The sequence below is a fragment of the Kitasatospora sp. NPDC089509 genome, from assembly GCF_044749365.1.
Classification (GTDB): Bacteria; Actinomycetota; Actinomycetes; order Streptomycetales; family Streptomycetaceae; genus Kitasatospora.
In genome coordinates this window covers 154,765-180,569 of sequence record NZ_JBIVHS010000021.1, presented here as the reverse complement: position 1 = coordinate 180,569, position 25,805 = coordinate 154,765, and the positions used below count along the sequence as shown (strand labels likewise).

25 protein-coding genes, 1 tRNA gene and 1 pseudogene are annotated in these 25,805 nt (G+C 72.7%); 17 read left to right on the top strand and 10 right to left on the bottom strand.

Going from position 1 to position 25,805, the window contains the following annotated elements; translation table 11 throughout:
- Positions 1-108, bottom strand: a pseudogene (locus ACIP4P_RS33535) (ABC transporter ATP-binding protein); the annotation flags it as partial.
- 294 nt (positions 109-402) lie between these two features.
- Here ACIP4P_RS33535 and ACIP4P_RS33530 point away from each other — a divergent pair.
- From ACIP4P_RS33530 to ACIP4P_RS33520, 3 genes are all read left to right on the top strand, one after another.
- Positions 403-484 (top strand) — tRNA-Leu (locus tag ACIP4P_RS33530).
- A 141-nt stretch (positions 485-625) separates the two neighbouring features.
- A complete protein-coding gene (locus ACIP4P_RS33525; RefSeq protein WP_350515035.1) occupies positions 626-1,492 on the top strand; it encodes a Bax inhibitor-1/YccA family protein in 867 nt (288 codons plus the stop codon).
- An 87-nt stretch (positions 1,493-1,579) separates the two neighbouring features.
- Positions 1,580-1,948 carry a hypothetical protein gene (locus ACIP4P_RS33520; RefSeq protein WP_400924934.1) on the top strand — a complete coding sequence of 123 codons (369 nt, stop codon included), beginning with the start codon at positions 1,580-1,582 and terminating at the stop codon, positions 1,946-1,948.
- 163 nt (positions 1,949-2,111) lie between these two features.
- Here ACIP4P_RS33520 and ACIP4P_RS33515 read toward each other — a convergent pair whose 3' ends face one another.
- The 3 genes from ACIP4P_RS33515 to ACIP4P_RS33505 all read right to left on the bottom strand — a co-directional run bounded on the left by ACIP4P_RS33515 (position 2,112) and on the right by ACIP4P_RS33505 (position 5,684).
- Positions 2,112-3,047 carry a hypothetical protein gene (locus tag ACIP4P_RS33515; protein ID WP_400924932.1) on the bottom strand — a complete coding sequence of 312 codons (936 nt, stop codon included), beginning with the start codon at positions 3,045-3,047 and terminating at the stop codon, positions 2,112-2,114.
- A 290-nt stretch (positions 3,048-3,337) separates the two neighbouring features.
- A complete protein-coding gene (locus tag ACIP4P_RS33510) occupies positions 3,338-4,558 on the bottom strand; it encodes an acetyl-CoA C-acetyltransferase (RefSeq protein WP_400924930.1) in 1,221 nt (406 codons plus the stop codon).
- Between the two features lie 64 nt (positions 4,559-4,622).
- A complete protein-coding gene (locus ACIP4P_RS33505; protein ID WP_400924928.1) occupies positions 4,623-5,684 on the bottom strand; it encodes an SGNH/GDSL hydrolase family protein in 1,062 nt (353 codons plus the stop codon).
- Between the two features lie 219 nt (positions 5,685-5,903).
- Between ACIP4P_RS33505 and ACIP4P_RS33500 the strand changes: the two genes are divergently transcribed.
- From ACIP4P_RS33500 to ACIP4P_RS33480, 5 genes are all read left to right on the top strand, one after another.
- Entirely contained in the window at positions 5,904-7,304 is a 1,401-nt protein-coding gene (locus tag ACIP4P_RS33500; RefSeq protein WP_400924926.1) for a cystathionine beta-synthase, read from the top strand.
- A gap of 573 nt (positions 7,305-7,877) precedes the next feature.
- Positions 7,878-8,210, top strand: coding sequence for a hypothetical protein (locus tag ACIP4P_RS33495; RefSeq protein WP_350515041.1), 333 nt, complete (start codon positions 7,878-7,880; stop codon positions 8,208-8,210).
- 199 nt (positions 8,211-8,409) lie between these two features.
- Positions 8,410-9,675 carry an Ig-like domain-containing protein gene (locus ACIP4P_RS33490; protein ID WP_400924923.1) on the top strand — a complete coding sequence of 422 codons (1,266 nt, stop codon included), beginning with the start codon at positions 8,410-8,412 and terminating at the stop codon, positions 9,673-9,675.
- A 91-nt stretch (positions 9,676-9,766) separates the two neighbouring features.
- Positions 9,767-10,318 carry a SigE family RNA polymerase sigma factor gene (locus ACIP4P_RS33485; protein WP_400924921.1) on the top strand — a complete coding sequence of 184 codons (552 nt, stop codon included), beginning with the start codon at positions 9,767-9,769 and terminating at the stop codon, positions 10,316-10,318.
- The gene (locus tag ACIP4P_RS33480; RefSeq protein WP_400924919.1) at positions 10,315-11,127 is read left to right on the top strand and encodes a hypothetical protein; all 813 of its coding nucleotides are present in this window, start codon (positions 10,315-10,317) and stop codon (positions 11,125-11,127) included. Before ACIP4P_RS33485 ends, ACIP4P_RS33480 begins: the two co-directional genes overlap by 4 nt.
- Before the next feature lie 4 nt (positions 11,128-11,131).
- Here the strand turns inward: ACIP4P_RS33480 and ACIP4P_RS33475 are convergent, their stop codons facing one another.
- Entirely contained in the window at positions 11,132-11,497 is a 366-nt protein-coding gene (locus tag ACIP4P_RS33475; RefSeq protein ID WP_400924917.1) for a cupin domain-containing protein, read from the bottom strand.
- A 144-nt stretch (positions 11,498-11,641) separates the two neighbouring features.
- Positions 11,642-12,307 carry a peptide-methionine (S)-S-oxide reductase MsrA gene (msrA, locus tag ACIP4P_RS33470; RefSeq protein WP_400924946.1) on the bottom strand — a complete coding sequence of 222 codons (666 nt, stop codon included), beginning with the start codon at positions 12,305-12,307 and terminating at the stop codon, positions 11,642-11,644.
- Positions 12,308-12,499: 192 nt separating this feature from the next.
- On the opposite strand from msrA, the gene ACIP4P_RS33465 reads away from it, so the two are divergent.
- Complete coding sequence (locus ACIP4P_RS33465; RefSeq protein ID WP_188303140.1) at positions 12,500-13,654, top strand: cystathionine gamma-synthase; 1,155 nt, start codon at positions 12,500-12,502, stop codon at positions 13,652-13,654.
- A 12-nt stretch (positions 13,655-13,666) separates the two neighbouring features.
- On the opposite strand, the gene ACIP4P_RS33460 is transcribed toward ACIP4P_RS33465, so the two are convergent.
- On the bottom strand, positions 13,667-14,149 hold the full coding sequence (locus ACIP4P_RS33460) for a MarR family transcriptional regulator (RefSeq protein WP_350515046.1): 483 nt from the start codon (positions 14,147-14,149) through the stop codon (positions 13,667-13,669).
- Positions 14,150-14,296: 147 nt separating this feature from the next.
- On the opposite strand from ACIP4P_RS33460, the gene ilvA reads away from it, so the two are divergent.
- From ilvA to ACIP4P_RS33445, 3 genes are all read left to right on the top strand, one after another.
- Positions 14,297-15,508: a threonine ammonia-lyase gene (gene ilvA, locus ACIP4P_RS33455; RefSeq protein ID WP_400924914.1), complete on the top strand. Its 1,212-nt coding sequence runs from the start codon at positions 14,297-14,299 to the stop codon at positions 15,506-15,508.
- A gap of 192 nt (positions 15,509-15,700) precedes the next feature.
- On the top strand, positions 15,701-16,774 hold the full coding sequence (locus ACIP4P_RS33450; protein WP_400924912.1) for an ATP-binding cassette domain-containing protein: 1,074 nt from the start codon (positions 15,701-15,703) through the stop codon (positions 16,772-16,774).
- A 1-nt stretch (position 16,775) separates the two neighbouring features.
- On the top strand, positions 16,776-17,633 hold the full coding sequence (locus ACIP4P_RS33445) for an ABC transporter permease (RefSeq protein WP_400924910.1): 858 nt from the start codon (positions 16,776-16,778) through the stop codon (positions 17,631-17,633).
- Between the two features lie 114 nt (positions 17,634-17,747).
- On the opposite strand, the gene greA is transcribed toward ACIP4P_RS33445, so the two are convergent.
- Both greA and ACIP4P_RS33435 read right to left on the bottom strand, forming a co-directional pair.
- Positions 17,748-18,248 (bottom strand): transcription elongation factor GreA, encoded by a 501-nt coding sequence (gene greA / locus ACIP4P_RS33440; RefSeq protein WP_350515049.1) that lies wholly within the window; start codon positions 18,246-18,248, stop codon positions 17,748-17,750.
- Between the two features lie 350 nt (positions 18,249-18,598).
- The gene (locus tag ACIP4P_RS33435; RefSeq protein ID WP_400924907.1) at positions 18,599-19,012 is read right to left on the bottom strand and encodes a DUF4307 domain-containing protein; all 414 of its coding nucleotides are present in this window, start codon (positions 19,010-19,012) and stop codon (positions 18,599-18,601) included.
- Positions 19,013-19,250: 238 nt separating this feature from the next.
- Between ACIP4P_RS33435 and mca the strand changes: the two genes are divergently transcribed.
- From mca to ACIP4P_RS33415, 4 genes are all read left to right on the top strand, one after another.
- Complete coding sequence (gene mca, locus ACIP4P_RS33430; RefSeq protein ID WP_400924905.1) at positions 19,251-20,156, top strand: mycothiol conjugate amidase Mca; 906 nt, start codon at positions 19,251-19,253, stop codon at positions 20,154-20,156.
- Between the two features lie 48 nt (positions 20,157-20,204).
- Entirely contained in the window at positions 20,205-20,396 is a 192-nt protein-coding gene (locus ACIP4P_RS33425; RefSeq protein ID WP_350515052.1) for a hypothetical protein, read from the top strand.
- A 185-nt stretch (positions 20,397-20,581) separates the two neighbouring features.
- Positions 20,582-22,657, top strand: coding sequence for a thioredoxin domain-containing protein (locus ACIP4P_RS33420; RefSeq protein WP_400924902.1), 2,076 nt, complete (start codon positions 20,582-20,584; stop codon positions 22,655-22,657).
- A 119-nt stretch (positions 22,658-22,776) separates the two neighbouring features.
- The gene (locus ACIP4P_RS33415) at positions 22,777-23,643 is read left to right on the top strand and encodes a GNAT family N-acetyltransferase (RefSeq protein WP_400924900.1); all 867 of its coding nucleotides are present in this window, start codon (positions 22,777-22,779) and stop codon (positions 23,641-23,643) included.
- A gap of 11 nt (positions 23,644-23,654) precedes the next feature.
- Here the strand turns inward: ACIP4P_RS33415 and ACIP4P_RS33410 are convergent, their stop codons facing one another.
- A complete protein-coding gene (locus tag ACIP4P_RS33410; RefSeq protein WP_400924898.1) occupies positions 23,655-23,984 on the bottom strand; it encodes a hypothetical protein in 330 nt (109 codons plus the stop codon).
- Between the two features lie 124 nt (positions 23,985-24,108).
- Here ACIP4P_RS33410 and ACIP4P_RS33405 point away from each other — a divergent pair, with 124 nt between their 5' ends.
- Positions 24,109-25,785, top strand: coding sequence for an alpha/beta hydrolase (locus ACIP4P_RS33405; RefSeq protein WP_400924896.1), 1,677 nt, complete (start codon positions 24,109-24,111; stop codon positions 25,783-25,785).
- The last annotated feature ends 20 nt before the right edge of the window (positions 25,786-25,805 follow it).

The following is a 25,805-nucleotide window of genomic DNA, read 5'->3' as shown; positions in this document are numbered from 1 at the left end:
GTCGAGGGCGACGACCCGGGTCTCCCCCTCCCCGTAGACCTTGTTCAGGCCGGTGGCGCGGGCGGCCGCCAGGCCGGTACGGACGGCGGTTGCGGTCGACGTGGTCACGGGGAGCTCCTTGCGGGTTCGCGGATTCGTGGTTCCATGCTCCGTGACGTGATCATGGTTCTGCGTCGCTCCGCCGGACGGTTGGCCCGACCACCGCAGGGCGTACGGGAGGTGAGGGACCCTCCTCCTGCGGTATGACGGAACCCTGAGGGTGACGCCGTGGCCGGAATCACCGTGCTTCGTGGCCGAATTGCGAACTGTTCGTCAGATGGCAAGGAAACATGACAACTTCCCGGGCTGGGAACATGCGAAAGAGTGATCCGGGCGACTACTCTCAGGGGTGGTTCGCAGGACGCCCGGATGGTGGAACGCAGACACGGGCAGCTTAAAACTGCTTGGCCGCGAGGCCGTGCCGGTTCGAGTCCGGCTCCGGGCACCGCATCGACCCGCGGGGACGCCTCCGGCGTCCCCGCCGGGAGTCGTTCACCGGATCCTCCTCGCGGCGTATCCCAAAATTTTTGCCAAGCCATTACCCTGGTACACGGGCGGTGCAGTGCCGCCACGGAGGGAATGAGCAATGAGAAGCAGCAACCCGGTCTTCTCGCGGGAGGGGTCCTTCACCCGCGAGTCCGGCTACGCGGGGTTCGGTACCACCGCGCAGGCCGGGGGCCAGTACGGCAACCCCTACGCGGGAACCCCCTACGCCCAGCCGCAGGGGCAGGGCCCGCTGACGGACGAGCAGCTCTACCAGATGTACAACGGGCCGTCCGCCGGCCCGACGGCCACCGGGCGGATGACGCTCGACGACGTGGTCGCCCGCACCGCGATGACGCTGCTGACCCTGGTGGCCGCGGGCGCGGTGGCCTGGTTCACGCTGCCGTTCGAGAACTTCGGCTTCGCGATCGGCGCCAGCCTGGTGGCCATGGTCGTCGGCCTGGTGATCTCCTTCAAGCGCAGTGTCAGCCCGCCGCTGATCCTGACCTACGCGGCCCTCCAGGGCTTCGCGATGGGCGCCGTCTCGCACGCCTTCAACACCATGCTGAACGGCATCGTGATCCAGGCGGTGCTGGGTACGGCGGCGGTCTTCGCGGCGATGCTGTTCGCCTACAAGAGCGGTCGGATCCGGGTCACCGCGCGCTACCAGCGGATCGGCATCGCGATCGCCCTCGGCTTCGTGCTGCTGATGTTCGTCAACGTGATCGCGATGGCCTTCGGCGCCGACATGGGCCTGCGCTCCGGCCCGCTGGGCATCGTGGTCGGCCTGATCGGCATCGGCCTCGGCGCCTTCTTCCTGTCGCTGGACTTCGCGTCGATCGAGGAGGCCATCGCCCAGGGCGCCCCGCAGCGGGAGTCCTGGCGGGCGGCCTTCGGGCTCACCCTGTCGCTGGTCTGGATCTACATGGAGATGCTGCGGCTGATCGCGATCCTGCGCGGCGACGACTAGACCCACCCCCTTCGCCGTACCACTGCCGCCGGGCCCCGGAGCACCTCGCTCCGGGGCCCGGCGGCGTTCTCGCTTAGGCTCGTCCGCATGCATGACGTACAGCCCCTGGTCGAAGCCGTCGACGCCCTGGCGCATCGTTTCCGCTCGCTGCCGCAGAGCAAGCTGCTGGGCGCCGTGCCCGGGCACGCCTCGCGGGCGGCGGCCGCGCTGGACCTGGCCCGGCGGTTGGCCGCGTCGGCGCTGGCGGCGGAGGGCGGGCCGGCGCGGGAGTTCCCGGACGCGGGCGCGTTCGCGGCGGGGGACCAGCTGGCCGTCGCCGGGCACGACCTGGCGGCGGCGCTCGCGGCGCTGCCCGAGGGGGCCCGGGTGGCGCTGCCGGACGGGCCGGTGGCGGTCGGCGAACTGCTGGCCGGGGCGGTGGCCGCGGTGCGGGGGACGGCCGCGCTCTGCGCCTGACGCCGGGTGCGGCGCACGGGCCACAGCCCACGGCGCACGGGCCACAGCCCACGGCGCACGGGCCAGGGCCCACGGCGCCCGGCCCCGGACACGCCGAAGGCCGCCCGGGTCGGTAACCCCTGTGGCCCGGGCGGCCTTCGGTCCTGCTGCGGCGGAGTCGGCGTCAGATGCTGGCGACCACCCGGTCGGCGAGCACGTAGACGGCCTCCTCGTCGGTGGAGAAGGTCAGCGAGTACGACCCGGAGAAGCGCGAGCCGCCGAGCAGTCGGACGTGCTCACCGGCCCGGACCGCGTCGATCAGCCGGTAGGCGGCCTCCCGGTCGCCCGGGGCCACGCACAGCGTGGTGCCGTCGGCGAAGGCGTACACGTCCAGGGTGCCCAGCGGGCCCGGGCGGACGTCGGTCAGGGCGACGGCCTGCTCGGCGAGGGCGGCGAGCCGGGTGTCGGTCCACTCGCGGGAGGGCGCCTGGCTCGGCACGAAGTCGGGGTGCGAGGGGTGGCGGCGCGGGTCGGGGGCGGCGACCGGCGCCTCCTCCACGGCCGGCTCGGCGTCCAGCAGCCCGGCCTCCAGGCCGGTGGCCAGCAGGTCGGCCTCGCGGCGGGCCCGGGCGTCCTTGGCGGTCTCGCCGACCGGGTGGCCGGGGCGCAGCGGCGCGCCGCCCTCGGGGCCGGACCCGGCCGGGCCGGCGCCGTCCTCGTTGATCAGGTCCTCCAGCGCGGAGCGCAGCGCCTCGCCGAACTCCGGGTCCATCGTCCCGGAGTTGTCGGCGGCGTCCTGCGGGCCGGTGGGGCGGGGGAAGAACAGCGGCCACTCGTCGGTGCCGGTGAAGACCCCGGTGAACGGGGAGTCGAACAGTGGGGCGTCCTCGGCCGCGCGGGCCTCCTGCTCGGCCCAGAAGGCCCGGGCCTCGGTGATCTCCCGCTCGCGGTCGGCGGCCAGCGCCTCGGCGACGGCCCGGCGTATCGCGGCCTCGTCCACCGGTGCGGGCCCGGCCTCGGCCTGGGCGTCCAGCCGCCGGGAGAGCCCGCGGAGGCGGAGCAGGACGGCGGTCGACACGGTGATCAGGATCAGCAGCAGGATGGTGTAGACGGCGCTCACGGAACGTACTCCTAGCGAGGAGCGGAACGGGGTTACGTCTCCACACTGCCCCATGCGGGGCTGTTACCGCAGTGGCGAATGTCTAATTCGTCCGGGACTTTCGCTCTTGTCCCCAAATTGTTAGGTAACACCGTTCTACGCAGTGCAGTTGATCCGCTCCGCACTGTCGATTTCCGGGCCGGAAACGACGGTTTCGAGGGCCGGATCGACCTCTCGGTGTGATCCGGCCCTCAATTACGCTGTGTCACTCCAAACGGGTGGTCCAGACCCTTCGGAGCGGTCCGCGGTGATCAGCTGAGGCGCTCGACGACCATCGCCATGCCCTGGCCGCCGCCGACGCACATGGTCTCCAGACCGAACTGCTTGTCGTGCCACTGCAGGGAGTTGATCAGCGTGGTGGTGATCCGGGCGCCGGTCATGCCGAAGGGGTGGCCGACCGCGATCGCGCCGCCGTTGACGTTCAGCTTGTCCAGGTCGATGCCGAGGTCACGGTAGGAGGGGATCACCTGGGCCGCGAAGGCCTCGTTGATCTCGACCAGGTCGATGTCGTCGATGGTCAGGCCGGCCCGCTTGAGCGCCTGCCGGGAGGCCTCGACCGGGCCGTAGCCCATGATCTCGGGGGAGAGGGCGCTGACACCGGTGGAGACCACCCGGGCGAGCGGGGTGATGCCCAGCTCGCGGGCCTTGGTGTCGGACATGATGACCAGCGCCGCGGCGCCGTCGTTCAGCGGGCAGCAGTTGCCGGCGGTGACCGTGCCGTCCGGGCGGAAGACCGGCTTCAGGCCGGAGACGCCCTCCAGGGTCACGCCGGCCCGCGGGCCGTCGTCGGTGCTGACCACGGTGCCGTCGGGCAGGGTGACCGGGGTGATCTCGCGCTCCCAGAAGCCGGCCTCGATGGCGGCCTCGGCGAGGTTCTGCGAGCGGACGCCGAACTCGTCCTGGTCGGCGCGGGTGATGCCCTTGAGCGCGGCCAGGTTCTCGGCGGTCTGGCCCATCGCGATGTAGGCGTCCGGCAGCAGCCCGTCCTCGCGCGGGTCGTGCCACTCGCCGCCGCCCTCCTCGGCGCGCTTGGCGGTGCGGGCGATCGCGTCGTCGAAGAGCGGGTTCAGGGTGCCCGGAGTGCCGTCCGAGGTGCCCTTGACGCTGCGCGAGACGGTCTCGACGCCGGCCGAGACGAAGACGTCGCCCTCGCCGGCCTTGATCGCGTGCAACGCCATCCGGGTGGTCTGCAGCGAGGAGGAGCAGTAGCGGGTGATGGTGGTGCCGGGCAGGTAGTCCATGCCCATCTGCACGGCCACGATGCGGGCCAGGTTGTGGCCCTGCTCGCCGCCCGGCAGACCGCAGCCGAGCATCAGGTCGTCGATCTGGCGCGGGTCGAGCTGCGGGACCTTGGCCAGGGCAGCCTGGATGATGTGGGCGGTCAGGTCGTCCGGGCGGACCTCCTTGAGCGAGCCCTTGAAGGCCCGGCCGATCGGCGAACGGGTGGCGCTGACGATGACGGCTTCGGGCATGGCGGGGCTCCTCGCTGAGTGACGGCGGACCGGTGGTCCGGGAGGAAAGCTACCGGTTGGTAGCTCAAGCGTCACCGGCACCGGCGTGTGAGCTGGCCGACGTGTCCCCGGGGGCCGCGCCGGGGTCCCGGGCGGCCTCCGGGCCGACCCGCAGCCGGTGCCGCAGCAGGGCCCAGCGCCGGCCCGCGCCCTCCGCCGTCACGGCGGCCACCTCGGTGCCCGCCCGCCCGGCCGCCGCGGCGGCGGCCACCGCGACCGGCAGCACCGTCTCGCCCTGGACGGCGCTGATCGGGCGCTCCTCCTCCGGCCACAGGCCCAGTGCGGCGCAGACCGAGGGCAGCACGGCCATCGCGGCGGTCTCGTAGCCCTGGGCGGAGGGGTGGTAGCGGTCGGCGGCGAACATCTCCGGGCGGGCCGCGAACTCGGGGCCCAGCAGCGAGCCCAGCGAGACGGTGCGCCCGCCCGCCTCCACCACCGCGATGGTCTGGGCGGCGGCCAGCTGGCGGCTCAGCCGTCGGGCCACCCAGCGCAGCGGCGGGCGCACCGGCTTGATCGTGCCGAGGTCCGGGCAGGTGCCCACCACCACCTCGCAGCCGTTGGCCCGCAGGGCGGCGACGGCCTCGCCGAGCTGTCGGACGGCGAGCTGGGCGGGGCTGTGCCGGGTCACGTCATTGGCCCCGACCATGATCACGGCGATGTCCGGGCGGTGCCGCAGGGCCTGCTCCAGCTGGCCGGAGAGGTCGGCGGAGCGGCCGCCGGAGCGGGCCACGTTGACCAGCCGCACCGGGCGCTCGGCCACCGAGGCCAGCCCGGCCGCCAGCAGCGCGCCCGGCGTCTCCCGGCCGCGGGCCACGCCGAGGCCGGCACCGGTGGAGTCGCCGAGCACGGCCAGCACCAGCGGCGGCCGGGGGGCGGCGAGGCGGTCGGCGAAGGCCTCGCCGTAGACCCCGTCGGCCTTGGGCGGGACGGTCTCCAGGACGCCGATGGCCTGGACGGCGAGCCTGCTCTCGGTCAGCAGCAGACCGACCAGGCCCACGCCCAGCAGGCCGAGCCCGCCGCCGCCGTACGCCGCGGCGGTGGCGATCCGGCGGGCCACCCGGGCCCGGGAGTCCTGTGCGCCTGACATCCGGTGCCCCCTTCGCGTCCTCGTGCCGAACCCTCCGGGGTGCGGCCATGTCTGCACAGCGCTCTTACCCGCGCGGAGGGCGGGAGTACCGGGGTGGGGGCGCGGGTGGGCCATTGGGGGAGCGCGGGAGGCGCGGGAAGGGAGGTGTGCGGCAGGTCCCACGCCCTAGGCTTTGCCGTACCGAATGCACTCGCATGCCCATAGACCGGGAGGACCCCCGTGCGGTACCACAACTCGATCATCGACCTGGTCGGCAACACGCCGCTGGTCAAGCTGAACAAGGTCACCGACGGCATCAGCGCGACCGTGCTGGCGAAGGTCGAGTACTTCAACCCCGGCGGCTCGGTGAAGGACCGCATCGCGATGCGCATGATCGAGGCCGCCGAGGCCTCGGGCGCCCTCAAGCCGGGCGGCACGATCGTGGAGCCGACCTCCGGGAACACCGGTGTCGGCCTGGCGATCGTGGCCCAGCAGAAGGGCTACAAGTGCATCTTCGTCTGTCCCGACAAGGTGTCCACCGACAAGATCAACACCCTGCGCGCGTACGGCGCCGAGGTGGTCGTCTGTCCGACCGCCGTCGCCCCGGAGCACCCGGACTCCTACTACAACGTCTCCGACCGCCTGGTCCGCGAGACCCCGAACGCCTGGAAGCCGGACCAGTACTCCAACCCGGACAACCCGGCCTCGCACTACCACTCCACCGGTCCGGAGCTGTGGGAGCAGACCGACGGGAAGATCACCCACTTCGTGGCGGGCGTCGGCACCGGCGGCACCATCTCCGGCACCGGCGGCTACCTGAAGGAGGTGTCCGGCGGCAAGGTCAAGGTCATCGGCGCCGACCCGGAGGGCTCGGTCTACTCGGGCGGCACCGGCCGTCCGTACCTGGTCGAGGGCGTCGGTGAGGACTTCTGGCCGACCGCGTACGACCAGACCGTCGCGGACGAGATCGTCGCGGTCTCCGACAAGGACTCGTTCCAGATGACCCGCCGCCTGGCCAAGGAGGAGGGCCTGCTGGTCGGCGGCTCCTGCGGGATGGCCGTGGTGGCCGCGCTGGAGGTGGCCCGCAAGCTCGGGCCGGACGACGTCGTGGTGGTCCTGCTGCCGGACGGCGGCCGCGGCTACCTGTCGAAGATCTTCAACGACGACTGGATGGCCGACTACGGCTTCCTGCCCTCGGCCACCGACGAGGCGCACATCAGCGAGGTGCTGGCCCGCAAGGAGGGCAACGAGCAGGGCGGCGTCCCGCAGTTCGTCCACATGCACCCGAACGAGACGGTCGCCGAGGCGGTCCGGGTGCTGCGCGAGTACGGCGTCTCGCAGATGCCGGTGGTCTCCCCGGGCGCCGGGCACCCCGACATCATGGCCGGCGAGGTGATCGGCTCGGTGGTGGAGAAGCTGCTGCTGGAGGGCATCTTCGCCAAGGAGATCGAGCTGACCGACACGCTGGACAAGGTGATGTCCAAGCCGCTGCCGGTGGTCGGCTCGGGCGAGACCGTCACCAACCTGATGACCGTGCTGGAGAAGGCCGACGCGGCGGTCGTGCTGGTGGAGGGCAAGCCGCAGGGCATCGTCACCCGTCAGGACCTGCTGGGCTACCTGACCGGCCGGGCCGCGCACTGACGCCGGTGGGCGCGCGGGCCTGACGTCCGTGCGCCGACGGGGCTGACGCCTGCTCACCACCACCCGCCCGTGGTCGGATCCGGAGGATTCGTCCACGGGCGAAGTGGTACACCGGCGTCATCTGTCCGCAGCACGTGGTTAACAACGCTCCGGCATCGTGGTGGTCAACGGCAAGAAGCCGAGCGAGACGGCAGCGGTCCACCGGGAGCGGCTCCCCGGTGGCCGAGGCCGGCTCCGGACGCGACGGACGGTCCTGACCCGGCCGCCGTGTCCGCCCTCCCCGACCGGTATCGGAGGGAGGGGCCCTCCGCGGGGGACGCCGTCGTCCCGCCCCTGTCCGGCTCCGGCCGGTCGACAGGGTGCGGCGGCTCCCGCGGCGACCACCGCGCCCCCGTGGCGCGGCTCCGCGGCTCCCGGGTGGGGGAGCCGAGGCGGAGAGCGGCCGGGGCCGGTCCTGTTCCGAGGGACCGGCCCCGACCGTGCGCCCGGGCGGTCCCGGGGTTCCCGGCGGTCCCGACGGTCCCGGTGTTCCCGTGCACACCGGAGGACCTCCGGTCCCGTACGCTCGCTGGCATGACCAGCACTGAAACGACCGACGCCCCGCGCTACGTCAAGCTCAAGATCGAGCTCATCGCGGAGATCACCGACGAGGGCGCGCTCAAGGCGGCGGCCCTGCAGCAGGTCGCCGAGGACGAGTACCTCGACGACGACGAGCGCGCCCAGTCCGTCGACGCCATCGAGGTGGACCCGTCGGGTTCGCTCGCCCACTTCATCGACCCGGTCGCGCTGCTCGGCGACGTCCCGGGCGTGGAGCTCGCCTCGGCGACGTGGGAGTCGGCCCAGACCGAGTTCGACCCCGAGAGCGAGGAGTGGGACGAGTACACGGTGGAGGAGCCCGCCGAGTAGCGGCCGCCGACGGCCGTGGGCGTCGTACCCGCCCGTGGACACCCGGTCCGCCACTCGGCGGGCCGGGTGTTTTGTCCATGTTCGGCGGGAAGTTGGGTCATCTCATACGATCGCTTACCCTTCGGTGATGGAACCGTGGGCGGTCGGATCGCGTTTCTGTATCCGTAACAGCCCGGGATGATCAGCAGGGAGACGCGACGTGACGGCACGGGACGGTCAGGGGCGGGCGGCCGGAGGCGGCTGGAGCCGGCGCGGAGTGCTCGCGGGTCTGATCGGCGCGCCGGTCCTGCTGCTCGCGGCCTGCAACGACAACAGCGGCGGCAGCGGCGGCTCCGGCGGCGGCGGTGCCAGCGGCACCCCGAGCGCGGGCGGCGGCAGCACCCCGAAGACCTCGGCCGCGGTGATCACCGTCAGCCCCGCGGACGGCACCACCGGTGCCAGCTTCAGCGAGCCGGTCAAGGTGACCGTCAGCAACGGCACCCTGAGCAGCGTCAAGGTCACCGACTCCACCGGCAAGGAGCTGGCCGGCCAGCTCTCCGCCGACAACACCAGCTGGACCTCGGCCGCGGCCCCGGCCAGCGGTACCAAGTACTCCGTCACCGCCAGCGGCGTCGACAAGGACAAGCTGGAGGCGGACGCCAACGCCAGCTTCAGCACGGCCACCCCGGCCAACACCTTCGTGGGCTACTTCACCCCCGAGGACGGCTCGACGGTCGGCGTCGGCATGCCGGTCTCGATCAACTTCAGCAAGCCGGTCACCGACAAGAAGGCCGTCCAGTCGGCGATCACGGTGATAGCGGAGCCGGGGGTCGAGATCGTCGGCCACTGGTTCTCCAGCACCCGCCTCGACTTCCGGCCGCAGGAGTACTGGGCCAAGGGCACCAAGGTCACCCTCAAGCTGCGGCTCAAGGACATCGAGGGCGCGAAGGGCGTCTTCGGGACCCAGTCCAAGGACGTCTCCTTCACCATCGGCCGGGCCCAGACCAGCATCGCCGACCTCGCCACCAAGAAGCTCACCGTCACCACGGACGGCCAGGTCAGCGCGGTCTACAAGATCTCCGGTGGCTCCTCCGAGCACACCACCTGGGGCGGCAAGATGGTCATCTCCGAGCAGTTCACCCAGACCCGGATGAACTCGCAGACCGTCAACCTGGGCAGCGAGTATGACATCGCCGACGTCCCGCACGCCCAGCGCCTGACCACCTCCGGGACCTTCATCCACGGCAACTACTGGTCCTCGCCGTCGATCTTCGGCGGGCAGAACACCAGCCACGGCTGCGTCGGCCTCCAGGACGCCAAGGGCGCCCAGGACAGCAGCACGGACGGCTACAAGTTCTACAAGTCCTCGATGGTCGGTGACGTCGTCGAGGTCAGGAACTCCGGCGACAAGACCGTCGCCGCGGACAACGGCCTGAACGGCTGGAACCTCAGCTGGGCCGACTGGAAGGCCGGCAGCGCCGTCTGATCCGGCCCTGCACCACCCCTCCGGCGCACTCCTGCGGAGAAAACTCCCGGGCGGACCGAACCTCGCGGTCCGCCCGAGGAGTCAGGTGGGTGTGAAACGCGAGCAGAGACAGCGACAGGACGCCGAGTTCAGCGCGTTCGTCGCCGGGAGCGGTCGCCAACTCCTCCGGCTGGCCGAGCTGTTGACCGGCGACCCGGACCGGGCCAAGGACATCGTGCAGTCCGCGCTGGAGCGCGCCTACCTGCACTGGCACCGGATCACCGCCGACGACCCGACCGCGTACGTCCGCCGGATCGTGGTCAACCAGCACCGCGACTGGTGGCGACGGCTGCGCAACCGCGAACTGCCCACCGAGCACACCCCGGACCGGCCGCAGGCCGAGGACCTCGCCGAGCGGCAGGCCCAACGGGCGCTGCTGCAGCAGGCGTTGGGCACGCTCACCCGCCGGGAGCGGACGGTCGTGGTGCTGCGGTACTACGGGGACCTCACCGAGGCGGGCATCGCGGCCGAACTCGGGATCGCCCGGGGGACCGTCAAGAGCACCCTGAACCGGGCGCTGTCGAAGCTGCGCGCACACCCCGAACTCGCCGACCGGACGGACGGCACGGCGGGTACCACGACGTACATCGAGGTGACGGTATGAGCTTCGAGGACAGACTCGGAGACCTGCTCAAGGACGACGACGACCCGGGGGCGGCCGGGCCGGATCCGGTGGTGGTGCTGGCCGGCGCCCGACGGCGGCGCGCCCGGCGCCGGGTGGGGGCCGGGGCGGCCGCCCTGGCGGTGGCCCTGGTCTGCGGGGCCACCGCGGTGACGGCGGGCGGGGCCGGGCGCGACGGGGGCGGCACGGTCGGGGCGGCGGCCTCCGGGGCGGCCCCGGTGGCGGTCCCGAGCTCCGACCCGACGGCGCCGCCGGGCCCGACCGGGGCCCCGGGCGCGAGCCCGACGGCGACCCCGAGCCCGGCCCCGACCGGCGCCCCGAGCTCGGTGGCGACACCACTGCCGCTCTCGCCGGTGCGGCAGGTCGCGCCCGGGGAGAAGATCACGATCGCCGACGACACCCGGATCTGGGTCACCGCGACCGAGCGCTGTGACGAGACCCGCCAGAGCGACGGCAGCTGGCGCCCCTCCTTCGGCTGCCGGGACGCCACCAGCGACAACCTCGACCACTTCAAGCCCCAGCTCTACAGCCAGGGCCTCTCGGGCATGTACCTCGGCCCGATGCCGGCCCGGGTGGTGGCCTTCCGCAACGGCAGGCCGACCGTCGCCACCCTGGTCACCACCGCCGGGATGAAGGGCTGGGCGGCGTACTACGTCGAACTGCCCCCGATGGACCCCGCGCAGGTGGACTCCTTCGTCATGGCGGCCTACGACGCCCAGGGGAAGCTCCTCGCGGAGAACCCGTTCCCGCGCCGGGACGGCGGGCACGACCACGCGCCGGCCACCCTCTGAGGGCTCACCGCCGCTTCGCGTAGTCCGCGAAGCCCTGCCAGTCCACGATCACGCACGGCTCGTCGCCCAGGATCCAGGCGTCGTGCCCGGGCGGGCAGATCATGAAGTCACCGGGCCCGAACTCGGCCTGTTCACCGTCGTCCATGACGATCTTCATCCGGCCCGAGACCACGTACCCCGTGTGGGCGGCCTCGCAGCTGTCCGTCCTGGCGAGCGGCTTGACGTGCTTGGACCACTGCCAGCCCGGCCGGAACACCGCCCGCCCCACCGGGCCGGCGTCCAGGTTGACCAGGCGCAGTTCCCCCGTGCCCTCCTCGAAGGGGCGGACTTCCTCGGGATCGTCGAAGTTCCTGCGGACGAGACCGGACATGGCACGACTCCTCTCCACGAGGGCGGCCCGGCCACCGGGGGTGGCCGGGCCGCCCTGCCGGTGTCTCCAGTCTGCGCCCGGACCGGGGCGCGGTCACCCAGGGTGTCCGCGCCCCGGACCGCTCCGTCGGGGCTCCGCCGGGGCTCAGCCCTGGGTGCGGGCCACCCCGATCGGGCAGGAGGCGCCGGTGCCGCCCAGGCCGCAGTAGCCGTTGGGGTTCTTGGCGTCCGACAGGTACTGCTGGTGGTAAGGCTCGGCCGGGTGGAACGGGCCAGCCGGGGCGATCTCGGTGGTGATCGGACCGTGACCGAGCGCGGTCAGCGCGGGCTGGAAGGCGTCCCGGGTGGCGAGCGCGGCGGCGGCCTGGGCGGGGGAGTGGGTGTACACCGCGGAGCGGTACTGGGTGCCCACGTCGTTGCCCTGGCGGTTGCCCTGGGTCGGGTCGTGGGCCTCCCAGAAGGTCTTCAGCAGCCGCTCGTAGGAGATCACCGCGGGGTCGAACACCACCCGCACGGCCTCGGTGTGCCCGGTCAGGCCGCTGCACACCTCCTCGTACGTCGGGTTGGGGGTGTGGCCGCCCTGGTAGCCGACCAGCGTCGTCCAGACGCCGGGCAGCCGCCAGAACGTGCGCTCGGCGCCCCAGAAGCAGCCCAGCCCGAAGTCGGCCACCTCCAGCCCCTCCGGGTACGGGCCGGTGAGCGGGTGGCCGAGCACGGTGTGCGGCTCGGTCAGGGTGAAGGCCGCGGCCGGGCGGCCGGGCAGCGCCTGGTCGGCGGAAACGAGCGAGGTCTTGTGGCGGCGATCGAACAGCACGGCCTGCTCCAGCGGGGTAGGGAGGGTTGCCCCGTCTTCAACGCACCGGGCGGTCCGCGGATTCCGGCGGTGCCGGTTCGCGGTGCTCCCGCTTCGGGGCGGTGCCGGTTTGCGGCGGGCGACGGCGGTTTACGGCCGCCGTTCCGGTTCCGGCGGGCGCACCGCCGTACGGCCGTTAGGCTCGGAGCCATGACCGAGCACCAGCTTCCCCAGGGCTTCGAGACCCTCGCCATCCACGCGGGTCAGGAAGCAGACCCCCAGACCGGGGCCGTCGTCACGCCGATCTACCAGGTGTCCACCTACAAGCAGGACGGGGTGGGCGGCCTGCGGGGCGGCTACGAGTACAGCCGCAGCGCCAACCCGACCCGCACCGCGCTGGAGGAGTGCCTCGCCGCACTCGAAGGCGGCGCCCGCGGCCTCGCCTTCGCCTCCGGCCTGGCGGCCGAGGACACCCTGCTGCGCACCATCCTCAAGCCGGGCGACCACATCGTGATCCCCAACGACGCCTACGGCGGCACCTTCCGGCTGTTCGCCAAGGTGCTGACCCGCTGGGGCGTCGAGTTCTCCGTCGCCAACACCCAGAAGCTGGACGACGTCCGCGCCGCGCTGCGCCCCAACACCCGCGCGGTGTGGGTGGAGACCCCGTCCAACCCGCTGCTGGGCATCACCGACCTGGCCGGGCTGGCCGAGGTCGCGCACGGCGCCGGGGCGCTGCTGGTGGTCGACAACACCTTCGCCAGCCCGTACCTGCAGCAGCCGATCGCGCTCGGCGCGGACGCGGTGGTGCACTCCACCACCAAGTACATGGGCGGCCACTCGGACGTGGTCGGCGGTGCGCTGGTGCTGGCCGAGGCGGGCCTCGGCGAGGAGGTGGCGTACCACCAGAACGCGATGGGCGCGGTCTCCGGGCCGTTCGACGCCTGGCTGGTGCTGCGCGGCATCAAGACCCTGGGTGTCCGGATGGACCGGCACAGCTCCAACGCGGAGAAGGTCGCCGAGCTGCTGGCGAGCCACCCCAAGGTCAGCCAGGTGCTCTACCCGGGCCTGCCCGAGCACCCCGGCCACGACATCGCGGCCAAGCAGATGAAGGCCTTCGGCGGCATGGTCTCGTTCCGGGTCGCCGGTGGCGAGGAGGCGGCGGTCGAGGTCTGCAACCGCGCGCAGCTGTTCACCCTGGGCGAGTCGCTGGGTGGCGTGGAGTCGCTGATCGAGCACCCGGGCCGGATGACCCACGCCTCGGCGGCCGGTTCGCCGCTGGAGGTGCCGGCCGACCTGGTGCGCGTCTCGGTCGGCATCGAGTCGATCGACGACCTGCTGGCCGACCTCAAGCAGGCGCTGGGCTGAGGGATTTGCCGGTCACTGCCCCTGCTGGTCCGCCGTGTACGACTCCATCGCGAGGTTGAAGCGGGCCAGCAGGGCGCAGAACGCCTGCTGTTCCTCGGGTGGCCAGCCGGCCACCAGGCGGCGGGTCAACTCGGCCCGGCCGTCCCGGACTTCGGTGAGTCGGCCGGCGCCGCAGGAGGTCAGTGCGAGCCGCACCGCGCGGCGGTCGGCCGGGTCCTGGACCCGGCCGACCAGCCCGGCCGCGACCAGCGGGGCGACCTGCCGGGTCACCGTGGAGGAGTCCACGCCGAGCGCCTCGGCCAGCGCCTTGACGTTGGCCGGCCCGTGCCGCTCCAGGCGGTCGAGCAGCAGGTAGGCGGCCCGGTCCAGTGCGGCGACGCCGCCGCCGGAGGTCCGGACCTGTTCCATCCGGCGGGCGAACAGCGCCAGCTGGTACTGGAGTTGGGTGTGCACGGGCTCGGTTCGGTCGGTGGCCTGGGGCGAGGTCGTCGTCATCGCGGCTCACGATCGTCATGCGGTGAGAGAAGCTCAGAAGCAGCAGCGTACGCGGGCGGGGCGGGCCCGGGAACAGCGCGGACGTCCCGGATTGCCGGTGTCGCGCGCCGGGGGGTACCCCCGCCTGACGGGCCCTAGGCTGGGATCATGCACAACTGGCCGATCACCCTCGACGACGTCCGCGGCGCCCAGAAGATGCTCGCCGGGGTCGCCCGGGTCACCCCGATGGAGGGCAGTCGGCACCTGTCCGGGCTGATCGGCGCGCCGGTCCACCTGAAGTGCGAGAACCTGCAGCGCACCGGCTCCTTCAAGCTGCGCGGGGCGTATGTGCGGATCGCGGGCCTCTCGCCGGTGCAGCGGGCCGGCGGGGTGGTGGCGGCGAGTGCCGGGAACCACGCCCAGGGGGTGGCGCTGGCGGCCTCGCTGCTGGGGGTGCGCTCGACCGTGTTCATGCCGGTCGCGGCGCCGCTGCCGAAGGTCGCGGCCACCCGGGAGTACGGCGCCGAGGTGCGGCTGCACGGCGCCACCGTGGACGAGGCGCTGCAGGCCGCGCAGCGGTACTCGGAGGCGACCGGCGCGGTGTTCATCCACCCCTTCGACCACTGGGACGTGGTCACCGGCCAGGCGACCGTCGGGCTGGAGATCCTGGAGCAGTGCCCCGAGGTGCGCACCATCCTGGTCGGGGTGGGCGGCGGCGGGCTGCTGGCCGGGATCGCCGCTGCGGTCAAGCCGCTGCGGCCGGACGTCCGGGTGGTGGGGGTGCAGGCGGCGGCCGCGGCCGCGTACCCGCCCTCGCTGGCGGCCGGGCGGCCGGTCTCGCTGGAGCACTTCGCCACCATGGCCGACGGGATCATGGTCGGGCGGCCCGGGGACATCCCGTTCGAGGTGGTGAACACCCTGGCGGACGGCATCCGGACGGTCTCCGAGGACGCGCTGTCCCGGGCCCTGCTGTTCGGGCTGGAGCGGTTGAAGCTGGTGGTCGAGCCGGCCGGGGCGGCGCCGATCGCGGCGCTGCTGGAGCAGCCGCACTCCTTCGAGGGGCCGGTGGTGGCGGTGCTGTCCGGCGGCAACATCGATCCGCAGCTGATGCAGCGGGTGCTGCGGCACGGGCTGGCGGCGGCCGGGCGCTACCTGTCGCTGCGGGTGCGGCTGGCGGACCGGCCCGGCGCGCTGGCGGACCTGCTGGGGGTGCTGACCAGGGTGGACGCCAATGTGCTGGACGTCGCGCACGTGCGGATCGATCCGCGGCTGGGGCTGACCGAGGTCGAGGTGGACCTGCACCTGGAGACCAAGGGGCCGGAGCACTGCGCGCTGGTGACGGGCGAGCTGCGGGAGGCGGGGTACGTGGTCTCCGGGTGAGGGCTCCGGGCCGTCCGCCCCGGTCCGCCGAGGTCCCGTCGACAAATCCCCTTGACGCGATGTATCGCGAGTTGCCAGACTCGCGATACATCGCGTTCTGTGTCGGTGCTGGGAACCGAGTCGCCCACGTGCGCCCATTGGGGGCAAAGTGGGACAGATCGCTCACATTCGTCCGAGGAGATGAGGCAGGCCATGGCGCCAGCCATCCAAGCCGAGAACCTGGTGAAGACCTTCGGTGACGTACGGGCCCTGGACGGCGTCAGCCTCGACGTCCCCGAGGGCACGGTGCTCGGGCTGCTCGGCCCGAACGGCGCCGGCAAGACCACCACCGTGCGCGTCCTCACCACCCTGCTCCGCCCCGACTCCGGCCGCGCGGTGGTGGCCGGCGTGGACGTCCTCAAGCACCCGAACCGGGTCCGCAGCCTGATGGGGCTGTCCGGCCAGTACGCGGCGGTCGACGAGTACCTGACCGGCTTCGAGAACCTCACCATGGTCGGTGAGCTCTACCAGATGCGCACCCGGGACGCGAAGGCCCGCGCGCTGGAACTGCTGGAGTGGTTCAACCTCACCGAGGCCAAGGACCGCACCGCCAAGACGTACTCCGGCGGCATGCGCCGCCGCCTCGACCTGGCCGCCGCGCTGGTCGTCCGGCCGCCGGTGATGTTCCTGGACGAGCCGACCACCGGGCTCGACCCGCGAAACCGGATCGCGCTCTGGGAGGTCATCGAGACCCTGGTCGAGCAGGGCACCACGCTGCTGCTCACCACCCAGTACCTGGAGGAGGCCGACCGCCTCGCCCACGACATCGCGGTGGTCGACCACGGCCGGGTGATCGCCCGCGGCACGGCCGACCAGCTGAAGGCGCAGATCGGCGGCGAGCGGATCGAGGTCGTGGTGCACGACCCGGGCCTGGTCGCCGACGCGGTCGCGGCGCTGTCCGGGTACGCGCTGGGCGAGCCCGCGGTGGAGAAGAACACCCGGAAGATCACCGTGCCGGTCAGCGGCGGCGCCCGGATGCTCGCCGACGCGATCCGCGAACTGGACGGCCGGGGCATCGAGATCGACGACATCGGCCTGCGCCGCCCGACCCTGGACGACGTTTTCCTCACCCTCACCGGCCATGTCGCCGAGACGACCGAGGAGGGCGACGGCGCCCGCGCCAAGGGCCGCGGCCGGGGCGGCCGGGGCCACGGGCGGACCGGCGGCGAGGGCGACGGTCAGGACCCCGACCAGCAGCAGGCCGTCACGGCCGGAACGGAGCGCTGAGATGACCACCGCCACCGAGCACGCCATCGGCCCGGCGATGCCCACGCAGCGCCGGGGCCTGTCCGCGACCCTGCATGACTCCTGGGTGGTCGCCAAGCGCAATTTGCGCCGGATGTCCCGGATTCCCGAGATCGTGGTGTTCGGGCTCATGCAGCCGGTCATGTTCGTGCTGCTGTTCTCGTACGTCATGGGCGGGGCGATCAAGATCCCCGGGACGAACTCCAGCTCCCACACGTACATCCAGTTCCTGATGGCCGGCATCTTCGCCCAGACCGTCACCTTCGCGGTGGCCGGTGCCTCGGCCGGCATCGCGGAGGACATGACCAAGGGCCTGGTGGACCGCTTCCGCTCGCTGCCGATGGCCCGCTCGGCGGTGCTGGTCGGCCGCACCCTCGCCGACCTGTGCCAGACCGCGTTCACCCTGGTCGTGCTGGCCCTGGTCGCGCTGCTGGTCGGCTGGCGGATCCACGAAGGGCCGCTCAAGGCGCTCGGCGCCTTCGCCCTGCTGCTCCTGCTCGGCTACGCCTTCTCCTGGATCGGCGCGCTGATCGGGCTGTCGGTGCGCAGCCCCGAGGCGGCCACCTCGGCCGGGCTGATCTGGCTGTTCCCGCTGACCTTCATCTCCAACGCCTTCGTGCCGGTCAGCTCGATGCCGGGCTGGCTGCAGGGCGTCGCGTACTGGAACCCGTTCAGCGCGACGGTGCAGGCCTGCCGGGACCTCTTCGGCAACCAGGTCGGGCCGGTGGACAGCGCCTGGCCGATGCAGCACGCGGCGCTGGTGTCGGTGCTGTGGTCGGTGGTGATCACGGCGGTGTTCTCCTGGCTGTCGGTGCGCAAGTACCGCTCGGCCGCGGGCTGAACCGTTTCGGCCGCCGTTTCCGCTGTCGTTTCCGCCGAAACGCGCGAGGGCGGTCGCCCGGTCCCAGGACCGGGCGACCGCCCTCGGCGGTGTCGTGCGGTGTTCGGGGGCCGGTCAGCCGGCGTGCGGGACGACCTTGACGATCTTCACCATGGCCGGCTTGCCGTTCGGCAGCTCGTAGGTGGCCTCGTCGCCGATGGTCTTGCCGTCGATCGCGCGGCCCAGCGGCGACTGCGGCGAGTAGACGTCCAGGTCGGCGGCGGACGCCACCTCGCGGGAGGCGAGCAGGAACTCCATCAGGTCGTCCTCGTCACCGTCGAAGGCGACCGTGACGATCATGCCCGGGGCGACCACACCGGAGTCCGCCGGGGCCTCGCCGACCTTGGCGCGCTCCAGCAGCTGGTTCAGCTGGCGGATGCGGAGCTCGTACTTGCCCTGCTCCTCCTTCGCCGCGTGGTAGCCGGCGTTCTCCTTGAGGTCGCCCTCCTCGCGCGCCGCCTCGATCTTCTGGGCGATCTCGATGCGCCAGGGCCCGGTCAGGTGGTCCAGCTCGGCCTTGAGCTGGTCGTAGCCGGCCTGAGTGAGCCAGGTCACGTTCTCACTGGTCTGGGTCACAGGTGCTCCTCGTAGGTGCTGGGGCTGTGCTGAGGGTGTGAGTCGTCAGCAGGGTCGACGGTGATGACGGTGATAACGGTCTTAACTACAAAGCAACGCCCGCTCCCGTGCCATCCGGTACGGAAGGGGCGAAACCACGAGCCTAACAAGTCCTGCCGACAAGCGGGAGAGGTGTTGGCGCGCCATTGACGCGGGCGTTACGCCACGGTGTACGGCAACCGGGTACGGGACTCCCTACGGATGCCCGTTCTGCCGAACGAGTATGCGCCCTCGGGGCGTTCCCCGGTGGTTTCCCAGTGGTTCCCCGGCGGGTTCCCGGTGGTTCTCCGGTCGCGGACGCGCCCCGCGCGTCACTTCGCCGGGGTGCAGCCCAGCAGCTCGGCGGTGGTGCCGCGGGCGGTGGTGCGCAGGGTGACGGTGGCCTCGTAGCTCGACCCGGCCGCCGGAACGGGGAAGTCGGCCACCCCGACCACCGCGTGGTCGTCGCTCTGCGAGCGGACGGTGCAGGTGCCGGCCGTCCCGTCGCTCTTGCGCACGGTCAGGTGCAGCTGCACCTCGGAGTCGGAGAGCACCTGGAAGGTCGGCACCGAACCGTTGATCTTCGACTCGCGGAGGATGTAGGAGCCGCCCAGCCAGGCGACCAGGCCCAGGCCCAGCACGCCGCAGACCGCGCCGATCACCTTCAGCCGGCGGTCCGACTCGCCGTTGCCACTGCGGCCGTAACGGCCCGCGGGAGGCTGCGCGGCGGTGCTCTGTGCGGTCATCGGACTCCGTCCTTTCCTGGGGAGGGGCCGTGCGGGCGGTGCGGGGAATGCGACGGTCCTCCAGTCCGTCACTATAGGAGGGGCACGCCCGCGGCCGGTCCGGCGGGGGCGGGGCCCGGCCGCGCCGGAGACCGGCGCGAGCCGGCCTCGCGGCGACGTGGTCCCGAAGTGAGCGGTTCGTACGGTGGGCAGACCGGACTTCGCGGAACGCCCGACAATGTGGAAGGAACGCAAGGCGTTGACTGAGCAGTTGCGACTGATGGCGGTGCACGCCCACCCGGACGACGAGTCCAGCAAGGGCGCGGCCACCATGGCCATGTACGTCGAGCAGGGTGTGGACGTGCTCGTGGCCACCTGCACGGGGGGCGAGCGCGGGTCGGTTCTCAACCCCAAGCTGCAGGGGGACCCGTACGTCGAGGAGAACATCCACGAGGTGCGCCGCAAGGAGATGGACGAGGCGCGGGCGATCCTCGGCGTCAAGCAGGCCTGGCTGGGCTTCGTCGACTCCGGCCTGCCGGAGGGCGACCCGCTGCCCCCGCTGCCCGAGGGCTGCTTCGCCCTGGAGGACGTCAAGGAGGCGGCCGAGCCGCTGGTCCGGCTGATCCGCGAGTTCAAGCCGCAGGTCATCACGACCTACGACGAGAACGGCGGCTACCCGCACCCGGACCACATCATGACCCACAAGATCACCATGCTGGCCTTCGACGCCGCCGGTGACCCGGACGCCTACCCGGAGGCCGGCGAGCCCTGGCAGCCGCTCAAGGTCTACTACAACCACGGCTTCCCGATGGGCCGGATCCGCGCCCTGCACCAGTACCTCACCGAGCACGGCCACGACTCCCCGTACGGCGAGTGGATCGCCGGCTGGGAGAAGAGCGGCCGCACCGAGCGCGAGATCACCACCCGGGTGCGCTGCGACGACTGGTTCGAGACCCGCGACCGCGCGCTGATCGCCCACGCCACCCAGATCGACCCGGACGGCCCCTGGTTCCGCGTCCCGCTGGACGTCCAGCGCGAGGTCTGGCCCACCGAGGACTACGAGCTCGCCCGTACCCTGATCGATGTGGACCTCCCGGAGGACGACCTGTTCGCCGGACTGCGCACCCCCACCCTGGCGGCCGAGGCCGCCGACACGCGCGACTGACCCACCCCCGACGGTCCGGCTCGGCGTGAGCCGGGCCACCATAGAGATATGAGCGCCCCCGTGAACCTCATCCACCTCGCCGCTGACCTCGCCGTCGACGACGCCAAGGTCACCCCCGGTCTCCTCGGCTTCGTCGTCTTCGCCGCCCTCGGCGTGGCGACGTGGTTCCTGGCCAAGTCGATGAACCGGCAGTTCAAGAAGGTCGACTTCGCCGAGGAGCCGGAGGCACCCAAGGAGTGACCCCACCCGCCCACGGGTGAGGACACGAGGGCCCGACGACCGCCGGACCGGCTTCCCGTGAGCCGGTCCGGCGGTCCGCGCGCCCTCCCGGGCCCCGACTCGGCCGCCGGGCCCGGCTCGGCGCGTGGGCCCGGCCCGGCGCGTGCGGGCGCCCGACGGACCGTCCGATGCGGGAGGATGGGCGCATGCCGAACCGTCTCGCGGACGCGACCTCGCCGTACCTGCAGCAGCATGCCGAGAACCCGGTCGACTGGTGGCCCTGGGGGCCGGAGGCCTTCGAGGAGGCGCGGCGGCGGGGGGTGCCGGTGCTGCTGAGCGTGGGGTACGCGGCGTGCCACTGGTGCCATGTGATGGCGCACGAGAGCTTCGAGGACGCCGGGCTCGCCGGGTACCTGAACGAGCGGTTCGTCGCGGTCAAGGTGGACCGGGAGGAGCGGCCGGACGTCGACGCGGTGTACATGGAGGCCGTGCAGGCGGCGACCGGGCAGGGCGGGTGGCCGATGACGGTGTTCCTGACGCCCGAGAAGGAGCCGTTCTACTTCGGGACGTACTTCCCGCCGGAGCCCCGGCACGGGATGCCCTCGTTCCGGCAGGTGCTGGAAGGGGTGGACGCGGCCTGGCGGGACCGGCGGCAGGAGGTCGGGGAGGTCGCCGCGCGGATCAGGGCGGACCTGGCCGAGCGGGCCGCCGTCTACTCGGCCGGCGCCCACCACCCGCCCGCCGACGGGGACCTGCACCAGGCACTGGTCACGCTCAGCCGGGACTTCGACCAGACCCGCGGCGGCTTCGGCGGGGCGCCCAAGTTCCCGCCGGCCATGGTGATCGAGTTCCTGCTGCGCCACCACGCCCGGACCGGCTCCGAGGCGGCGTTGGAGATGGCCGTCCGCACCGGCGAGGCGATGGCCCGCGGCGGCATCCACGACCAGCTCGGCGGCGGCTTCGCCCGGTACGCGGTGGACGCCGGCTGGGTGGTGCCGCACTTCGAGAAGATGCTGTACGACAACGCCCTGCTGCTGCGCGCCTACCTGCACCTGTGGCGGGCCACCGGGACCGGCCTGTGGCGGCGGGTCGCACTGTCCACGGCCGACTTCCTGCTGCGCGAACTCCGCACGCCCGAGGGTGCGTTCGCCTCCGCGCTGGACGCCGACAGCCTGGACGAGGAGACCGGGGCGATGGCCGAGGGTGCCTACTACGCCTGGGAGCCCGGCCAGTTGGTCGACCTGCTCGGCCCGGCCGACGCGGCCACCGCCGCCCGGCTGTTCACGGTGACCGCCACCGGGACCTTCGAGGACGGTAAGTCGGTGCTCCAACTCCTCGCCGAGCCCGAGGACTTCGCCGAGTTCGAGGAGATCCGGCGGCGGATGTCCGAGGCTCGGGCCGCCCGGCCCGCACCGGCCCGGGACGACAAGGTGGTCGCCGCCTGGAACGGCCTGGCCATCGCCGCCCTCGCCGAGACCGGCGCCCTGCTGGAGCGCCCCGACCTCGTCGAGGCCGCCGAACGCGCCGCCGACCTGCTGCTCGCCGTCCACCTCACCCCCGACGGCCGGCTGCTGCGCACCTCCCGGGACGGCCGGGCCGGCACCAACGCGGGCGTGCTGGAGGACTACGCCGACACCGCCGAGGGCTTTCTCGCGCTGTACGCCGTCACCGGTGCGCCGGAATGGCTCCAGCTGGCCGGCGGCCTGCTCGACACCGTCCTCAAGCACTTCACCGACGAGGCCTCCGGCGCCCTGTACGACACCGCCGACGACGCCGAGGAGCTCATCCGCCGCCCCCAGGACCCGACCGACAACGCCACCCCGTCCGGCTGGACCGCCGCCGCCGGCGCCCTGCTCGGCTACGCCGCGTACACCGGCTCCGAGCGGCACCGCACCGCCGCCGAACGCGCCCTCGGCGTCGTCGGCGCGCTCGCCGGGCGGGCCCCGCGGTTCATCGGCTGGGGCCTCGCCGTCGCCGAGGCGCTGCTGGACGGGCCGCGCGAGGTCGCCGTCGTCGGCCCGGCCGGGGACCCGGCCACGGCGGCGCTGCGGCGGGCGGCACTGCTGGGGACGGCGCCGGGGGCGGTGGTCGCGGTCGGCGAGCCGGGGCGCGAGCCGGGTGGGGAGCTGCCTGACGGGGACGGAGCCGAGGTGCCGCTGCTGGCGGACCGGCCGTTGGTCGGCGGTGCGGCGACGGCGTACGTGTGCCGGCACTTCGCCTGCGAGGCGCCGACCACCGATCCGGGGGTGCTCGGCGAGCGGCTGGGGGTCGTGGTCGAGTGACCCGGTGCGGGCACGCGGTCGGGGTGGCCTGCGTGGTCGGGGCGGCCTGCGCGGTCGGAGTGGTCGCCGCGCTCGGATAATCGCTGGCGGGCGGGCGGCGGGTGGGGCGACGATGGGCCATGACCTGGACCTTCAGCACCTCGCTCGACGAGTTCCGGGCCCGGGCGGGTCGCTTTCTGGCCGCCCGCCCGGCCGAGAACACCGTGCTGCTCACCATCGCCCACCGGCTCGCCGAGGCCGGGCTGGACGTGTTCGGGCAGCGGCCGCCGGTCTTCGGCTGGTGGCGGGCCGAGCCGGGCGGCCCGATCGGCGGCGCCTTCCTGCGGACCCCGCCGTACGCCCACCGGCTCTCCTGCATGCCGGAAGCCGCCGCCGCCGAACTGGCGGCCCGACTGGCCACCGCCGAGGGGGAGTTCGCCGAGGTGACGGGCGTCGGCGGCGAAGCCGGGGCGGTCCGGGCCTTCGCCGCCGCCTGGACGGCCGCCACCGGCGCGGTCCGGGGCGACAGCGTCGAGGAACGGCTCTACCGGCTGGGCGAGTTGACCGACCCGCCGCGCCCCCCGGCCGGCCGCCACCGGCTCGCCGAAGCGGCCGACCGGGAGCTGCTGATCCGCTGGTACCAGGAGTTCACGGCCGAGGCGAGGGTCCCCGAACTCGCCGACGTGGCACGGGTGGTGGACGACCGGATCGCGGCCCGCGGCCTCCACCTCTGGGAGGACGACGGCCGCCCGGTCGCGATGGCCGGCGCCAGTCCCGTCCTCGCCGGGATGTCCCGCATCGGCCCGGTCTACACCCCGCGCGAGAACCGCGGCCGGGGCTACGCGAGCGGCGTCACGGCGGCGGCGTCCGCCCACGCCCTCGGACTCGGGGCGGCGGAGGCACTGCTCTACACCGACCTCGCCAACCCGACCAGCAACTCCATCTACCAGCAGATCGGCTACCGGCCGGTGGAGGACTGCCTGGTGCTGGACTTCCGGGAGGGGTAGGGGTGGGGCGGTCAGGCGTCCTTGGTCAGGTGGCCGCCGGTCACACCGACCACCTTCGTCCCGAAGGGGTCGGAGACCGTCCTCGCGGCGGTCGGCGCCGGCAGGTGGTCGGCGTTCTGGTAGCCCTGCGCGCAGGTGATCAGATTGCCCCCGGCCGTCTTCAGGTCCGCGGCGAGCCCGTCGAGCAGCGTCTTCCACGCACTGCTGCACCCCGTCAGCGCCGCCCCGCTCTGCCAGCCGGCCAGGCTCCCGGCGGCCGCACTGCTGGGCTCCGCCAGCTTCGCGGTCTCGTCGGGGATCTTCCCGGCGACCGTCAGCGCGTTGTTCCCGGCGGCGGTCAACTCGCCCGGCCTGACCGTGAATCCCGGATCCTGACCCACTGGTTCCCCTGACATCCGTGTCGGCTGCGGACATTATGGTAGCTGTGAGTGTCGCGGGGGACACAAGGAGCGCGGGGGGCTGGGGATGGACGTCGCAAGCCTGCGGAACGCCAGACTGGCGGACCTCTACACGGCGGCGGGGGCGTACGACACGCTGTCCAAGGCGATGTCGCAGCACGTCACGGACTGGCAGAGCGGGACCGCCGACCGGGTCCACGGTTCCCAGTGGACCGGGCCCTCGGCCGACGCCGCGATCCCGGTACTCGACGGCCTCACCGACAAGATGCGCGCGGCGCTGACCGAGGTCAGCCTCATCGGCAAGGGGATCCGGGACTGTGCCGACGCCATGACGCTCGCCCAGGGCGAGCTCACCCAGGCGCTGTTCGAGGCGCAGTCCAAGGGCTTCTCGGTCAGCGACACCGGCTCCGTGAGCTGGCCGGCGTCGACCAACCCGTACCAGGCCACGGACTGGGAGACCAAGCAGAAGGCGGCTGCCGACGGGATCAGCAAGCAGATCGCCAAGGCCCTGTCCGACGCGGTCGAGGCCGACACCAGCCTGGCCGGCATGCTCAACCTGTTCGCGCGGCATGCCAAGGACAAGTCGGGCCTGGACGAGAAGACGGCCGCCGCCGATGCGTACCTGGCCCAGTTCGGCGATGCGTCGAATCCGATGTGGCAGCGGAGCATGCCGCTCAAGGACGCCGCCCCGACGGAGGTCAACTCGTGGTGGAAGGGGCTCGGACCGCAGGGCCGGCAGTGGTTCCTCAGCCACCACCCGGAGGTGCTCGGCAACCTCGACGGGATCCCGGCGGAGGTCCGGGACCAGGTGAACCGCAAGCACCTGAACGACCTGATGGAGCCCATCAGGACCAAGCAGAGGCTGGGCCAGCCGCTGGACTCCAGTGACAAGGCGAACCTCGCCCTCTACGGGCCGATCGGCGCCCGCCTCGGCGACAGCAAGGGCGACCCGCCGATCTACCTCCTGCGCCTCGGCAGCGAAGGCCAGGGCCGGGCGGTCCTCTCGTTCGGGAACCCGGACACCGCCACCGACATCTCCTCCTACGTGCCGGGAATCACCACCACCATGGCCAGCCTCGGGCCGGGGGCGAACGACGGGACCAACGAGGCGGAGAACGCGCTGAACCTCTACCGCGCCGCGAGCGGCAAGGCTCCGGCCGGCCACTCCGTCGCCTCGGTCGTCTGGCTCGGGTACGACTCGCCGGGGATGGACCTCGGGGCAGCGTCGACGAAGGCGGGCAAGGATGGCGCTCCGGAGTACGCCAGGTTCCTGAGCGGCGTGCGGGCGAGCCATGAGGGCACTCAGCCGCCACACCTCACCTCGGTCGGGCACAGCTACGGTTCGTACCTGGTCGGCCAGGCCACCAAGCTCGCCACCCAGCCGGGGTCGCACTACGTGCCCCCGGACGACGTGGTCTTCATCGGCAGCCCGGGCGTCGGAGTGGACAAGGCCGCCGACCTCAAGATGCCCTCCGGCCACGTCTGGGTCGGCGCCGCCGACAACGACATCGTGACGCACGCCCCGTCGAAGCTCAGCCTCGACCCGGACGAGCGCTGGTACGGGCGGGACCCGTCGAGCAAGCACTTCGGCGCGAACCGCTTCACCGTCGACGACTGGAGCCGTGGCAACCCCATCGACGCGCACACCAAGTATCTGAACGGGCGGGGCGGGCCCTCGCTGGACAACATCGCGGCCGTCGTCAGCGGCAGCGGGGGCGTCAGACTGCAGGGCCAACGCGGGTGAAGCGGCCGCGACGTGCGCTG

Coding starts and splice junctions, on each gene's coding strand:
- ACIP4P_RS33525 (WP_350515035.1), top strand. CDS start 626: ATGAGAAGCAGCAACCCGGTCTTCTCGCGGGAGGGGTCCTTCACCCGC.
- ACIP4P_RS33520 (WP_400924934.1), top strand. CDS start 1,580: ATGCATGACGTACAGCCCCTGGTCGAAGCCGTCGACGCCCTGGCGCAT.
- ACIP4P_RS33510 (WP_400924930.1), bottom strand. CDS start 4,558: ATGCCCGAAGCCGTCATCGTCAGCGCCACCCGTTCGCCGATCGGCCGG.
- ACIP4P_RS33505 (WP_400924928.1), bottom strand. CDS start 5,684: ATGTCAGGCGCACAGGACTCCCGGGCCCGGGTGGCCCGCCGGATCGCC.
- ACIP4P_RS33495 (WP_350515041.1), top strand. CDS start 7,878: ATGACCAGCACTGAAACGACCGACGCCCCGCGCTACGTCAAGCTCAAG.
- ACIP4P_RS33480 (WP_400924919.1), top strand. CDS start 10,315: ATGAGCTTCGAGGACAGACTCGGAGACCTGCTCAAGGACGACGACGAC.
- ACIP4P_RS33475 (WP_400924917.1), bottom strand. CDS start 11,497: ATGTCCGGTCTCGTCCGCAGGAACTTCGACGATCCCGAGGAAGTCCGC.
- ACIP4P_RS33465 (WP_188303140.1), top strand. CDS start 12,500: ATGACCGAGCACCAGCTTCCCCAGGGCTTCGAGACCCTCGCCATCCAC.
- ACIP4P_RS33460 (WP_350515046.1), bottom strand. CDS start 14,149: ATGACGACGACCTCGCCCCAGGCCACCGACCGAACCGAGCCCGTGCAC.
- ilvA (WP_400924914.1), top strand. CDS start 14,297: ATGCACAACTGGCCGATCACCCTCGACGACGTCCGCGGCGCCCAGAAG.
- ACIP4P_RS33450 (WP_400924912.1), top strand. CDS start 15,701: ATGGCGCCAGCCATCCAAGCCGAGAACCTGGTGAAGACCTTCGGTGAC.
- ACIP4P_RS33445 (WP_400924910.1), top strand. CDS start 16,776: ATGACCACCGCCACCGAGCACGCCATCGGCCCGGCGATGCCCACGCAG.
- ACIP4P_RS33435 (WP_400924907.1), bottom strand. CDS start 19,012: ATGACCGCACAGAGCACCGCCGCGCAGCCTCCCGCGGGCCGTTACGGC.
- ACIP4P_RS33425 (WP_350515052.1), top strand. CDS start 20,205: ATGAGCGCCCCCGTGAACCTCATCCACCTCGCCGCTGACCTCGCCGTC.
- ACIP4P_RS33420 (WP_400924902.1), top strand. CDS start 20,582: ATGCCGAACCGTCTCGCGGACGCGACCTCGCCGTACCTGCAGCAGCAT.
- ACIP4P_RS33415 (WP_400924900.1), top strand. CDS start 22,777: ATGACCTGGACCTTCAGCACCTCGCTCGACGAGTTCCGGGCCCGGGCG.
- ACIP4P_RS33405 (WP_400924896.1), top strand. CDS start 24,109: ATGGACGTCGCAAGCCTGCGGAACGCCAGACTGGCGGACCTCTACACG.